At 66.4% G+C, this 12,449-nt stretch carries 12 protein-coding genes; 7 read left to right on the forward strand and 5 right to left on the reverse strand.

All coding sequences use genetic code 11. The features are described from left to right. Positions 1-8: 8 nt before the first annotated feature. From FIV34_RS03795 to FIV34_RS03805, 3 genes are read right to left on the reverse strand one after another with little or no spacing between them, the layout of a single operon-like run. The gene (locus FIV34_RS03795) at positions 9-797 is read right to left on the reverse strand and encodes an ATP-binding cassette domain-containing protein (protein WP_139979823.1); all 789 of its coding nucleotides are present in this window, start codon (positions 795-797) and stop codon (positions 9-11) included. Positions 798-808: 11 nt separating this feature from the next. Further along, complete coding sequence (locus tag FIV34_RS03800) at positions 809-1,939, reverse strand: ABC transporter permease (protein ID WP_139979825.1); 1,131 nt, start codon at positions 1,937-1,939, stop codon at positions 809-811. Between the two features lie 16 nt (positions 1,940-1,955). Then, entirely contained in the window at positions 1,956-2,999 is a 1,044-nt protein-coding gene (locus FIV34_RS03805; protein WP_139979827.1) for a sugar ABC transporter substrate-binding protein, read from the reverse strand. 203 nt (positions 3,000-3,202) lie between these two features. Between FIV34_RS03805 and FIV34_RS03810 the strand changes: the two genes are divergently transcribed. From FIV34_RS03810 to FIV34_RS03830, 5 genes are all read left to right on the forward strand, one after another. After that, positions 3,203-4,072, forward strand: coding sequence for a MurR/RpiR family transcriptional regulator (locus FIV34_RS03810; RefSeq protein WP_211352705.1), 870 nt, complete (start codon positions 3,203-3,205; stop codon positions 4,070-4,072). Then, a complete protein-coding gene (gene iolG, locus FIV34_RS03815; RefSeq protein WP_139979829.1) occupies positions 4,065-5,057 on the forward strand; it encodes an inositol 2-dehydrogenase in 993 nt (330 codons plus the stop codon). The genes FIV34_RS03810 and iolG overlap by 8 nt, the downstream gene beginning before the upstream one ends. Before the next feature lie 13 nt (positions 5,058-5,070). Next, complete coding sequence (locus FIV34_RS03820) at positions 5,071-6,087, forward strand: Gfo/Idh/MocA family oxidoreductase (RefSeq protein ID WP_139979831.1); 1,017 nt, start codon at positions 5,071-5,073, stop codon at positions 6,085-6,087. A 93-nt stretch (positions 6,088-6,180) separates the two neighbouring features. After that, positions 6,181-7,407 carry an MFS transporter gene (locus FIV34_RS03825; RefSeq protein WP_139979833.1) on the forward strand — a complete coding sequence of 409 codons (1,227 nt, stop codon included), beginning with the start codon at positions 6,181-6,183 and terminating at the stop codon, positions 7,405-7,407. A 30-nt stretch (positions 7,408-7,437) separates the two neighbouring features. Continuing rightward, positions 7,438-7,836, forward strand: coding sequence for a hypothetical protein (locus FIV34_RS03830; protein WP_139979835.1), 399 nt, complete (start codon positions 7,438-7,440; stop codon positions 7,834-7,836). Position 7,837: 1 nt separating this feature from the next. Here the strand turns inward: FIV34_RS03830 and FIV34_RS03835 are convergent, their stop codons facing one another. Both FIV34_RS03835 and cls read right to left on the reverse strand, forming a co-directional pair. Further along, positions 7,838-8,605 carry a carboxylesterase family protein gene (locus FIV34_RS03835; protein WP_246058741.1) on the reverse strand — a complete coding sequence of 256 codons (768 nt, stop codon included), beginning with the start codon at positions 8,603-8,605 and terminating at the stop codon, positions 7,838-7,840. 64 nt (positions 8,606-8,669) lie between these two features. Next, complete coding sequence (cls, locus tag FIV34_RS03840) at positions 8,670-10,091, reverse strand: cardiolipin synthase (protein WP_139979839.1); 1,422 nt, start codon at positions 10,089-10,091, stop codon at positions 8,670-8,672. Positions 10,092-10,208: 117 nt separating this feature from the next. Between cls and FIV34_RS03845 the strand changes: the two genes are divergently transcribed. Continuing rightward, positions 10,209-11,396: an MFS transporter gene (locus FIV34_RS03845; RefSeq protein WP_139979841.1), complete on the forward strand. Its 1,188-nt coding sequence runs from the start codon at positions 10,209-10,211 to the stop codon at positions 11,394-11,396. A 35-nt stretch (positions 11,397-11,431) separates the two neighbouring features. Continuing rightward, complete coding sequence (locus FIV34_RS03850) at positions 11,432-12,448, forward strand: zinc-binding alcohol dehydrogenase family protein (protein WP_139979843.1); 1,017 nt, start codon at positions 11,432-11,434, stop codon at positions 12,446-12,448. Position 12,449: the final 1 nt, after the last annotated feature.

Consider the following 12,449-nt stretch of genomic DNA (forward strand, 5'->3'; position numbering starts at 1 on the left):
TGTGTTCTTCAGGCCGCGCGGCCTTCCAGTTCATCGACCAGGCTCTGGATCTCGGTGCCGCCAGCCATCATGTCCAGCACTTCTTCCTTCGTGATATCGGTTTTGGCGAAGGTGCCCATGGACTGGCCGCGGTTGAGCAGCGTGAAGCTGTCCGCGATCGGGTAAGCGTGGTGCACGTTGTGCGTGATGAAGATGACGGAGATGCCGCGCTCGCGGGCCTTGTGGATCAGCTTCAGCACGTTGCAGCTCTGCTTCACGCCGAGCGCCGCGGTGGGCTCGTCGAGAATGAGCACCTTGGCGCCGAAATGGATGGCGCGGGCGATGGCCAGGCACTGCCGCTCACCGCCGGACATGGTGCCGACCGGCTGGCTGGCGTCGCGTACGTGGATGCCCATCTCGGCCAGCTTTTCGCGCGCGGTGTCGTTGGCGTACTTCATGTCCAGCACGTTGAGCACGCCCAGCACGCGACGGCGGGGCTCGCGGCCGGCGAAGAAGTTGCGCGCCACGCTCATCAGCGGCACGAGGGCCAGGTCCTGGTAGACGGTGGCGATGCCACGATCCAGCGCTTCGCGTGGCGAGTTGAAACGGACGGATTCGCCCTCCACCCGGTATTCGCCCTGGCTGGGCTGGTGCACGCCGGCCAGGGTCTTGATCAGGGTGGACTTGCCGGCGCCGTTATCGCCGAGAAGGCAGTGGACCTCACCGCGCTTCAGCCTCAGCGTGACGCCCTGCAGGGCGATCACCGTGCCGAAGAACTTGCTGACGTTGTCCAGTTCGAGGATGTAATCGCTAGCCATGGACGGATCCCTCACTTCGTGCTCGCAGCGCGGCTGCGGATGTAGTGGTTAAACAGCACGGCGATCAGCAACATGCCGCCAAGGAACACGCGGTACCAGTCGGAATCGATGTTGGTGTAAGAAATGCCGATCTGCACGACGCCAAAGATGAGGGCGCCGAAACAGGCACCGATCACCGAGCCGAAGCCGCCGGTGAGCAGCGTGCCGCCGATGACCACGGCGATGATGGCTTCGAACTCCTTCTGCAGGCCGCGATCCGATGCCGCGGAGCCGAACTCGGCCACCTGCAGCACGCCGAAGAGGCAGGCGCAGAACGCGGTGAGGACGAACAGCGAGATCTTCACCCGGCGGACCGGCACGCCAACGTTTTTTGCCGCGTTGGCGTCGCCACCGACGGTGTAGATCCAGTTGCCGAAGCGGGTGCGGGCGAGGACGAAACCGGCGACCACCGCCAGCACGATCCACCACAGCAGCACCTTGGGGATGCCGCCGACGACGGGTTCACCGTTGGGGAAAGATTCGATGATCCCGTGCGCACCGAGGAAGGTGAACAGGCCATGCAGGGTCGTGCCGGAGAACAGGGCGGAGACGACCGGGGATTCCTCGAACTTGCTGCCGACACCGCTGACGATCGTGCTGTTGGCGAACGTGGTGGAAAGCACGAGGGTGAGGCCGCGCAGCACGAACATGAAGGCGAGGGTGACGATGAACGACGGCAGCCTGGTGCGCATCACCAGGTAGCCGTTCAGCCAGCCCAGGGCCATGCATACCGCGAAGGCCGCGACCACCGAGGCCCAGAGTGGCCAGCCCAGGTACATCGGCGGGATGGCGACGACGACGCCGGCGAATCCGATCATGGAGCCGATGGAAAGATCGAACTCGCCCGCGATCATCAGCAGGCACGCGCCCACGGACAGGATGCCCAGGTACGCGGCCACCTTCGCCCAGTTGATGACGCCATCGAGCGCGAACATGCCCGAATCGCCCGCGGTAAAGGCGAAAAAGACGAAGACCAGCACGGTGCCGGCGATGGAGCCCAGTTCAGGCCGATCGAGCAATACGCGCCATGGTGAAATCTTCCGTACGCGTTCGTCCGCGGGTTTCTGGATCATGTGTGTAACGCTCTCGTTGATGGCGCTCATGGAGTTCTCCCGTCGGTCAGCGGTACTGGCCGGCGTACTTCTCGACCGTGGCGACGTTTTCCTTCGTGACAAAGGCCGGACCCGAACTCACCCCATTGGCGGTATAGATGGGCTTGAGGTCGTATTCCTTGAGGCGGGCCTGGAATTTCGGGTTGGCCTTGAGGGCGGCAATGATCGTGGCCGGGTCCTTGGTGTTCTTGTCATGCGCGATCACCAGCGCGGCGATGCCCATGTAGCCCTGCAGGTAAGGCTGCTGGTCAATCGCGTACTGGATCGTCCCCGACTTGATACCGGCGATGATCGCGGGCGAGAGATCGAACGTGCCAAAGTTGATGCTGCCCTTCAGGTGCAGGTCTTCCACCACCTTGATGGCCGGTTCGGCGGCATTCGGGCCGAGCGCGAGGATGGCCTGGGTCTTCGGATGCGCGCGCAGGTAGGCGGTGAGCTTGCCGGAGACCACGGTCGGGTCCATGCCGGTATCGATCATGGACGTCGAGCGCCAGTCCTTCACGCCGATGGCGTCCGCATAGCCCTGGCAACGCTCGAACGAGGCGTTGTTGGTGGCGTAGTGGTTCACGCAGACGAAGCTCTTGATGCCGGCCGCCTTCGCGCGTTCACCCGCGGCCTTGCCCGCGTCGTACTCACCCTGGCCGATATGCATGATGGCGCCGATCTTCGTGCTCTCGGCCGGCGTGCCCGAGTTGATCGTGACGATGGGGATGCCCTTGGCCGAGACCTTGGCGGCGGGATCTTTCAGCTGGTCGTAATTGGCGATGTCGAACGCCACGCCTTTGTAGTTGCGGGCGGCGGCGGACTCGAGCTGGCGGGCCATCTCGGCGAGGTCGCCGTTGCCGGAGCCGCGGTAGTCGACGGCGACGCCGAAGTCTTCACCGGCCTGCTTGATCGAGTTCTTGATGGTGTTCCACCAGGAATCGGAATCGGCGGCATGGGTCACGAGGACGTAACGGTCGCCGGGGGCCGCCTGGGAGGCGGGGGCGGCCAGCCCGAGGCCAAGGGCGAGGGCGGCGGCCAGCGTGGCATGGAACAGTTTGGATCGCATATTGCCTCCACGAATGACCGGCGCGGCCGGTCGGGATGGGTGAGGTGCGAAGCGATAACGGCCCGTGGGCCGCTGTTTTGCCTGAAAGCGCTCCGAGCATGGACCGCCAATTCCACGGTTGCAATTTGCATTGCAACATAGAAATAAATGGAAAATATGTTCCATGCCGTGTTTCAATCCCTCGGTACTCCCTGGAGCCAACGATGGCCAAGCGCAGTGAAGCCGATGCCCTGATGAAGCGCATCGCCGAGGAATTCGAAGCCCTCCCGCGGCAGTTGCAGGGGGTGGCCCGGTACCTTGAGGAACATCGCAGTTCGATCATGGTCCAGCGGGTCGGTGAGATTGCCGAAGGCGCCGGGGTGCATGCGTCGGCCGTGGTCCGCTTCGCCCAGCGCTTCGGCTATTCCGGTTTCAGCGAGATGCAGGCAGTGTTCCGGGATGCCTTCACGGCCCAAGCCTCGCCGTCGCGCAGTTACCAGCAGCGCATCCGCACGGTGATCGAGAACCGCGAAGGGGGCATGCAGGCGGGAGAGATCGCTTCGCGCTTTATCGACGCCAGCCGCATGGGCCTGGACGAGCTGGCCGCGGAGCTCGATGAAAGCCGCTTCCAGAAAGCGGTGGATACCCTGGCCGCGGCCGAAAATATTTACGTGATGGGCGTACGCCGGTCGTTCGCCATCGCCACGTACATCGCCTATGCGCTGCAGCACACGCAGAAGCGCGTGCACCTGGTGAGCGGGCTGGGCGGCATGTTCCGCGAGCAGCTGCGCAGCATCGGCAAGTCCGACGCGCTCATCGCCATCAGCTTCCCGCCGTTCGGCAAGGAAACTCTTTACGCCATGCGCGTCGCGCAGCAACACCACGCGAAGGTGCTGGCCATTACCGAAAGCGACCTGGGCCCGCTGTCACGCCATTCGGACGTGCTGCTGAAGGTGAAGGAGGGCAGCGCGTTCGCCTTCCGTGGCCTTACCAGCACCATGTGCCTGTGCCAGGCCCTGTTCGTCGCGCTCGCTTACAAACTCGAACTAACCGTCGAAGAAACAACGCTTCCCCGAGGAGAATACGATGATTGAAGTCGCGGTCTTTGGTGCCGGTCGCATCGGCAAGATCCACGCGGGCAATGTCGCCCGGCATCCCCAGGCGCGCCTGCGCTACGTGGTGGATGTGCACGAACCCTCGGCGAAGGAGCTGGCGCAGAAGCACGGCGCCACCGTGGCCAGCGTCGACGAGGCGCTGAACGATCCCGCCGTGGGCGCCGTGGTGATCGGTTCCAGCACCGACACCCATGCCGACCTGATCCATCGCGCCGCGGCGGCCGGCAAGGCCATCTTCTGCGAAAAGCCGGTGGACCTGGACGTCGAGCGCGCGCGCTCCTGCCGGGCCGCGGTGGAGAAGGCCGGCGTGGTCTGCATGATCGCGTTCCAGCGCCGTTTCGATCCGACCTTCTCGTCGCTGAAGAAGCGCCTTGATGACGGTGAGGTGGGCACGCCCGAAGTGCTGGTCGTCACCAGCCGTGATCCGGGCGCGCCGCCGGTGAATTACATCAAGAGCTCCGGTGGCGTGTTCAAGGACATGCTGATCCACGATTTCGACATCTTCCGCTGGATCCTCGGCGACGAAGCCGTGAGCGTGCATGCCGCCGGCAGCTGCCTGACCGATCCGGCGATCGAAGGGGCCGGCGATATCGACACCACGGCGGTCACCATCCGCACGAAGAGCGGCAAGCTGTGCCAGATCAACACCTCGCGCCGCGCCGCGTACGGCTACGACCAGCGCTTCGAGGTGCTCGGCAGCAAGGGCATGCTGCAGGCGGGCAACGTCACGCCGACCCAGGTGGTGTCACACACCGCCGCGCATATCGCGCACGACCTGCCGGAACACTTCTTCCTCGAGCGCTATCGCGAGGCGTACGCCGCGGAAATCGCGCACTTCTTCGACGCGCTGGCCTCCGGCTCGCCGGTGCGCACCACGATTGCCGACGGCATCAAGGCGCTGGAACTGGCCGAAGCCGCCGCGCGCTCGTGGCGTGAAGGCCAGGCCGTGGCCGTGAGCATCTGAGGACCGCAACGTCATGAGCAAACTTCGTATCGGCCTTGCCGGCCTCGGCCGGCTGGGCCAGCGTTACGCGGAAAACCTCGCCCGCGCCGTGCCCCGCGCGGAACTGGTGGCGGTGTGCAGCCCCGTGGAGAGCGAGCGCGCCTGGGCGCGGGATACCCTGGCCATCCCGACCATCCACGACACCTTCGAGGACATGCTCGCGGATCCGGGCATCGACGCCGTGGTGCTGGTGACGCCCACGTCGCTGCACGCTTCGCAGATCGAGCAGGCGCTCGATGCGGGCAAGCACGTGTTTTGCGAGAAGCCGCTGTCGCTGGAACTCGAGGACTGCCGCCGCGCCGCCGCACACGCGGCCAAGGCGTCGAAGCGCGCGATGGTCGGCTTCGTCCGGCGTTTTGACGAAAGCTATCGCAACGCGTTCATGCACATCGAAGCCGGTGGCATCGGCCGCCCGTTCCTCGTCTATTCGCAGACGACGGACCTGGCCGACCCGACCGGCGCGTTCCTGAAGTTCGCTCCCACCAGCGGCGGCATCTTCCTCGACTGCAGCGTGCACGACGTGGACCTCGCGCGCTGGCTGCTGGGCCGTCCGAAGGCGAAGAAGGTCTACGCCACCGGCACGGTGGCGATGTATCCGCCGCTGGAAGCGATCAAGGACGTGGACAACGGCATTGCCATCGTCGAGTTCGAGGGTGGGCAGATGGCGATGTTCTACGCCTCGCGCACGCAGGCCCACGGCCACGATACGCAGACCGATGTCACCGGTACCGGTGGCAAGGTCAGCGTCGGTCGCAACCCGCGTGCGGACCGGGTGGAGATCGCCGATGCCAACGGCGTGCGCAACAGCGTGCTGCCGTCGTTCTACGAGCGCTTCGCCCCGGCCTTCGTGACCCAGGCAAGGCATTTCGTCGACGCCATCCTCGATGACACGCCGTTCGACCTGACCATGGACGATGCGGTGGAAGCCACCCGCATCGCCGTGGCCCTGCGCGAATCCCAGCAGTCCGGCCAGCCGGTGCTGCTGGCCTAGCGCGACGAACGGGGGGAAGGGCAGGGCTGGATGAAAAAGCCTTCATGCGGCGTGATGCCGCATTGCAGCATCACCCTCTATAATGAGGACGCCATGTCTCTTCCTCCCCTCGTTCCCCATCGCGGGCGGCGCTTCGCCGTCACCGCGCGGATTCTTTCCGCAGTTGTCTTTTCCTTCCTGTGCTACCTGAGCATCGGCATTCCGCTGGCGGTGTTGCCGGGCTACGTGCACAACGACCTGGGCTATTCCACCGTGGTGGCTGGCCTGGCGGTAAGCGTGCAATATCTTGCGACGCTGATGAGCCGGCCCCACGCGGGACGCATGGCCGATGCCATGGGCCCGAAGCGCACGGTGATCGCCGGCCTGATCGTGCTGGCCCTGTCCGGGTTGTTTCTTGCCCTGGGCGCGCTGGCACCGGGCATGCCGGCGTTGTCGCTGGCGCTGATCCTGATGAGCCGCCTCGGCCTGGGCTTTGCCGAAAGCTGGGTGAGCACCGGTGCGATCACCTGGGGCATCGGCGGCATCGGCGGCGAGCACACCGCCCGGGTCATTTCCTGGAATGGGATCGCCACCTACGGCGGCATCGCGCTGGGGGCCCCGCTGGGCGTGGCGCTGTCGCAGCACTTCGGCCTAATCGCGCTGGGCGTGGTGGGCTTCCTGTTGGGTGCCATCGCCCTGCCGCTGGCGATGCTGAAAGCACGCGTGGCGCCGAGCCATGGCGAGCGACTGCCGTTCAAGAGCGTGCTCTCGCGCGTGTCGGCCTACGGCATCGGCCTGGCCCTGGGTTCCATCGGCTTCGGTTCGCTCTCCACCTTCGTGGCGCTGTACTACGCCAGCCGCGGCTGGACCGATGCCGCGCTGCTGCTGTCGTTGTTCGGTGGCTGCTTCATCGGCATCCGCCTGGTGTTCGGCAACGCCATCGACCGTTTCGGCGGCTACCGCGTCGCGATCATCTCGCTGGCCGTGGAATGCCTGGGCCTGCTGTTGATGTGGTTCGGCAGCACGCCGCACGAGGCACTCGCGGGCGCGGCGCTGACCGGTGCGGGCTTTGCGCTCGTGTTCCCGGCCCTGGGCGTGGAAGCGGTGAGCCGCGTGAGCAACCACAACCGTGGCGCGGCGCTGGGCGCGTATTCGGTGTTCCTCGATGTCGCCCTGGGCCTCACCGGCCCCGTGGGCGGCTGGATCGCGGGACTTTACGATTACCCGGCCATTTTCCTGCTGGCCAGCGCAGCCGCACTCGGTGGCGCGTTGCTGTCGTTTGCCCTGTATGTGCGCCACGGCCGCAGCCCGCGCACCGAAACCGCTGACGCGCGGGCATAATGCCCGCCTGATCCCTCACGAGTCCGCACCATGCCGTACGATCGCAGCTGGATGGGTTACGGCATGGAAGGTGCCCTGCAGGTCGGCGGCATCGCCCTGCTGGCGGGCATCGTGGTGTACCTGCTGGTGCGCCTGCTCGGCAAGGCCAATGGCTGGAGCCAGGGCATGCAGCTCACCGTGGCGGTGCTGCTCGCGTTCTTCCTCGCCGGCGGCGAGGACATCTGGAATTCGTTCTACTTCAACTTCGTGCCGATCCAGTCACCGCAGTTGCTGCGGGTGAAGCTGGCCGCGGTGCACGACCCGGATTCGATGGGCACGCGCGTGCTGTTCGAGATGCTCGGCGCCGTGATTGGCGCCGGCATCGGCTGGGCGGCGTTTTCGGGGAACCTGAAAGAGCTGGTCCACCACATCCGCCATTCGGGCGACTGACTCAGCGGGTGTGGGCGAACATCCAGGTCCATAGCGTGGGCTCGGCGTAGGCGCGCTGCCACGATCCGTGGTTCACGCCCGCGTACTCGCTGTACTTCACTTCGGCACCGCGCTTCACCAGCGCCGCGTTCATCTTCCGCGACTGTTCGGTGGGCACCGTGTGGTCGTCGCCGCCGTGGAAGATCCACACGGGCGTCTTGCCGATCTTCTGCGCCACCCACGTGAACGGGTCCGTGCCTTCCGGCGCGCCGTGGACGAACAACTGGCGGTCTTCGTCGTCGCCCAGGGTGGTGATGCCGCCGCAGATGATGGCGGCCGCGGCGAAGGTGTCCGGGTGGTCCGCCGCCAGCTGCCACGAACCGTAACCGCCCATCGACAGGCCGGTGAGATACAGGCGCTTACGGTCGCCGTTGAATTCCTTCACGCTCTTCTCGAGCGATGCCATGGCGTAGTCGGCGTCGGCAGGGTCGGTCCACTCCGTGTCATCCGGTGCCTGCGGGATCACCACCACGGCGGGGAAATCCATGTGTTCCTTCAGCCACGGCGGCAGACCCTGCGTCATCTGCTTCTGGTTGTCGCTGCCACGCTCGCCACTGCCGTGCAGGAACAGCACCACGGCCGGATGCTTTTTCACATCGGCCGGGATGAACACCTGGTAGCGATAGGTCTTGCCGTGCACGTCGACGGTGCGTTCGGCGAACCGTGCGGGCGCGGCGCTGGCGGTGCCGGCGACCATGGCCGCGGTGACAAAGGCGAGGGTACGAAGCATGGCGTGGGGTTCCATGGGGTGGTTCGGCCCAGTGGAACCCAGTAATCGCGTTACGGCAAGGCCGTTACAGCACGGGGTCGAACAGGCGGGCGACGTGGAGCGCCACCTGGCGCAGGTAGGGCAGGCGGCGGTAATCGTTGGGGTTTACTTCGTCGGCCTGGGCGAAGTCGTCCTTGAGCATGGCTTCCACCTCGCCGGCAAACGGTGCGTCCACGTTGAGCGCCGTGATCTCGAAGTTCAGGCGGAAGCTGCGGTTGTCGAGGTTCATGCTGCCGACGACCGCGGTGTCGTCGTCGATGAGCATCACCTTCTGGTGCACGAAGCCGGGCTGGTAACGGAACATGCGAATACCCGCGAGCGTGGCTTCGTGCGCGTACAGCGTGGTGGCCATGAACACCGTGCGATGGTCCGGCCGGCTTGGGATGAGGATGCGTACGTCCACGCCGCGATACACGGCCATGCGCAGCGCGCCGAACACCGCCTGGTCAGGCACGAAATACGGCGTGGTGATCCACACGCGCTTTTTTGCGGCCTGGATGGCCTGGGTGAAGAACAGTGAGCAGCTTTCCTGGCGATCGGCCGGGCCGGTGGCGACGATCATCGTGGTGGCCCGCCCGCAGCGTTCCGGCGGCGGCATGGAGGGTGGCCGTTCGCCGGTGACCCAGTACCAGTCTTCGGCGAACACGCGCTGCAGGTCCGCCACGGCGGGGCCTTCGATCTGCATGTGCGTGTCGCGCCACGGCGCCAGCGGCGGTTTCAGGCCGAGGTATTCGTCGCCCGCGTTGAGGCCGCCGACAAAACCGCGCTCGCCGTCGACCACGAGCACCTTGCGATGGTTACGGAAGTTCAGCTGGAAGCGGTTGCGGAAGCGCCGCGTGGCGAACGGGCGCACATCGACGCGTCCGGCGCGCAGCGTCTCGACATAGCTGTCGGGCAGGGCGTGGCTGCCGATGCTGTCGTACAGCAGGCACACCTGCACGTCGCGCGCGGCACAGGCCAGCAACGCATCGCGCAGGCGGCGGCCCAGGCCATCGTCGTGGATGATGAAAAACTGCACGAGCACGTAGTGCTCCGCGCGTTCGATGGCGGCGAACATCGCCTCGAACGCGGCGTCGCCATTGATGTGCAGGGAAAGGTTGTTGCCCCCGTGCATGGCCGTCTTCAGCATGTGGCCGATGGGGCTGTAGCGCTCGTCGTGCACCGGCTGCGGGTGGGGCGCCACGCCTGGGCGGGCCGGCGGTTCGGCCTCCGCGTGCAACATGAAGAAACGCGCCTGGCGCTGGCGGTGCAGGTCCACGTAGCCGCCGAAGTGGCTGGCGCCCAGGAACAGGTAGGGAATGAGGGTGACGTAGGGCACCAGCACCAGGCCGAGCACCCACGCAAAGGCGCCCTGGGCCGTCCGGGTGTTCATCACGGCATGCATGGCGGCCAGGACACCCGCGGCGTGCAGGGCCAGGGCCGCGATGGCGATAAACGTGGCGATCATGCCGCGGGCGCTCCGATATTCAAGTTTGCGGCAAGAGTCTTTGTCGTGCCGGGGCGTTTTTGCCGGAAGGGTAAGGCCCGAGAATGGCGCCATCCCTCCTTCTTCGAAGCCTATCCTATGGATTCGTCCCCCTCCCGTCTGCCCTTGCTTGCGCTGGCCATCGCCGCGTTCGCCATCGGCACTACCGAATTCGTGATCATGGGCCTGCTCCCGGAGGTCGCGGCCGACCTGCACGTGGGCATCCCCGCCGCCGGCATGCTGGTGTCGGGCTATGCGCTGGGCGTGGCCGTGGGCGCACCGCTGCTCGCCGCCCTCACCGCGAAGCTCGAGCGCAAGCGCGCGCTGCTCCTGCTCATGGGCCTGTTCATCCTCGGCAACGCCTTGTGTGCGGTGGCCTGGAGCTACGACGTGCTGATGGTGGCGCGCGTGGTCGCGGCGTTCTGCCATGGCTCGTTCTTTGGCATCGGCGCCGTGGTGGCCGCCCACCTCGTGCCGGCCAACCAGCGCGCCCGTGCCATCGCCCTGATGTTTGCGGGCCTGACGCTGGCCAACGTGCTGGGCGTGCCGTTCGGCACGTTCCTCGGCCAGTGGGCTGGCTGGCGCTCCACCTTCTGGGCGGTCACCGCGCTGGGCGTGGTCGCCGCGATGGCCTTGGCGCGCTTCGTCCCGGCCCTGCCGAACCTGAAGGCGCCGCACATGGCCACCGAGTTGCGGGTGCTCCGCGAGCCGCAGGTGCTGATCGCCCTGGGCATGACGGTGCTGGGCTTCGGTGGCGTGTTCACCGTGTTCACCTACATCGCGCCGATCCTGCAGGAGGTGTCGCACGTGAGCCCCCACTGGACGGGTGCCGTGCTCGTGCTGTTCGGCCTGGGCACCACCATCGGCAACATGCTTGGCGGCCGCCTGGCCGACTGGAAGCTGATGCCGTCGCTGATGGGCATCCTGGTGGTGCTGGCGCTGCTGATGGCTGCCTTCGCCTGGACCATGCATGACACCGTCGCCGCCATCGTCACCATCTTCGTCTGGGGTATCGCGTCGTTCGCCACGGTGGCGCCGTTGCAGTCCCGCGTGGTGCACGTGGCTGGCGATGCGCCGAACCTCGCCTCCACCCTGAATATCGCCGCGTTCAACCTGGGCAATGCCGGCGGTGCGTGGCTGGGTGGCGCGGTGATCGCGGCGGGTTATGGCATGCCGGTGGTGAGCCTGGCCGGCGCGGCTGTCACCGTGGCGGGGCTGGTTGCTACGATGGCCAGCGTGGCACTGGAGCGTCGTCGCCCCGCGCGACTCGCCGCCGAGTGCATCTGAATCCCTCGCACTGAATCCGTCCCCTGGAGCCGCCCATGAAAGCCGTCGCCTATCGCAAGTCGCTGCCCATCGACGATCCGCAGAGCCTGATCGACGTGGAATTGCCCGAACCGGAAGCGTCCGGCCGCGACCTGCTGGTGAAGGTCGACGCCATCTCGGTGAATCCGGTGGATGCGAAGGTGCGCCTGCGCGCCGATCCGAACGGCGCGGCCCATGTGCTGGGCTGGGACGTCGCCGGTACGGTGGTGGCGGTGGGCCCCGAGGTGCGGCGGTTCAAGCCCGGTGACGCCGTGTGGTACGCCGGTGACCGCAGCCGCCCCGGCGGCAACAGCGAACGGCACCTGGTCGACGAGCGCCTGGTCGGCCGCAAGCCGTCCACCCTCGGCATGGCCGAAGCCGCGGCCATGCCGCTCACCTCGATCACGGCGTGGGAACTCATGTTCGAGCGCCTGGGCATCCCGCACGGGACCCAGGGCCGCGCCGCGACGCTGCTGGTGGTGGGTGCGGCGGGTGGCGTGGGTTCCATGGCCGTGCAGTTGGCGCGGCGCCTCACGGGCCTGACCGTCATCGGCACTGCATCGCGCCCTGAGACGCGTGAATGGGTCAAGGCGATGGGCGCGCACCACGTGGTCGACCATTCGAAACCGCTCGATGCGGAAGTGCTGGCCGTGGCGCCGGAAGGCGTGGACTACGTGCTCAGCCTGTCCGCGACCGAGCAGCATTTCGCGACCTTCCCGAAGCTACTCAAGCCGATGGGCAAGATCGGCCTGATCGACGACCCGGCCGACGTCATCGACGTGCGCCTGCTCAAGACCAAGAGCCTCTCGCTGCACTGGGAACTGATGTTCACCCGCTCGGCGTTCCATACCGATGACATGGGCGAGCAGGGCCACATCCTCGACGAAGTGGCGAACCTGGTGGATGCCGGCGTGATCCGCAGCACCTTGCGAGAGAACCTGGGGCCGATCAACGCGGCCAACCTGCAGCGCGCGCACAAGGCGCTGGAGAGCGGCACCACCATCGGCAAGGTGGTGCTCGAAGGCTGGTCGTAAC

Source organism: Luteibacter pinisoli (assembly GCF_006385595.1).
Taxonomy (GTDB): domain Bacteria; phylum Pseudomonadota; class Gammaproteobacteria; order Xanthomonadales; family Rhodanobacteraceae; genus Luteibacter; species Luteibacter pinisoli.

What these genes read in the sequence shown, in the direction of transcription:
- FIV34_RS03850 (WP_139979843.1), top strand. Translation starts at nt 11,432, where the DNA reads ATGAAAGCCGTCGCCTATCGCAAGTCGCTGCCCATCGACGATCCGCAG.
- FIV34_RS03820 (WP_139979831.1), top strand. Translation starts at nt 5,071, where the DNA reads ATGAGCAAACTTCGTATCGGCCTTGCCGGCCTCGGCCGGCTGGGCCAG.
- cls (WP_139979839.1), bottom strand. Translation starts at nt 10,091, where the DNA reads ATGATCGCCACGTTTATCGCCATCGCGGCCCTGGCCCTGCACGCCGCG.
- FIV34_RS03805 (WP_139979827.1), bottom strand. Translation starts at nt 2,999, where the DNA reads ATGCGATCCAAACTGTTCCATGCCACGCTGGCCGCCGCCCTCGCCCTT.
- iolG (WP_139979829.1), top strand. Translation starts at nt 4,065, where the DNA reads ATGATTGAAGTCGCGGTCTTTGGTGCCGGTCGCATCGGCAAGATCCAC.
- FIV34_RS03810 (WP_211352705.1), top strand. Translation starts at nt 3,203, where the DNA reads ATGGCCAAGCGCAGTGAAGCCGATGCCCTGATGAAGCGCATCGCCGAG.
- FIV34_RS03835 (WP_246058741.1), bottom strand. Translation starts at nt 8,605, where the DNA reads ATGCTTCGTACCCTCGCCTTTGTCACCGCGGCCATGGTCGCCGGCACC.
- FIV34_RS03795 (WP_139979823.1), bottom strand. Translation starts at nt 797, where the DNA reads ATGGCTAGCGATTACATCCTCGAACTGGACAACGTCAGCAAGTTCTTC.
- FIV34_RS03825 (WP_139979833.1), top strand. Translation starts at nt 6,181, where the DNA reads ATGTCTCTTCCTCCCCTCGTTCCCCATCGCGGGCGGCGCTTCGCCGTC.
- FIV34_RS03830 (WP_139979835.1), top strand. Translation starts at nt 7,438, where the DNA reads ATGCCGTACGATCGCAGCTGGATGGGTTACGGCATGGAAGGTGCCCTG.
- FIV34_RS03800 (WP_139979825.1), bottom strand. Translation starts at nt 1,939, where the DNA reads ATGAGCGCCATCAACGAGAGCGTTACACACATGATCCAGAAACCCGCG.
- FIV34_RS03845 (WP_139979841.1), top strand. Translation starts at nt 10,209, where the DNA reads ATGGATTCGTCCCCCTCCCGTCTGCCCTTGCTTGCGCTGGCCATCGCC.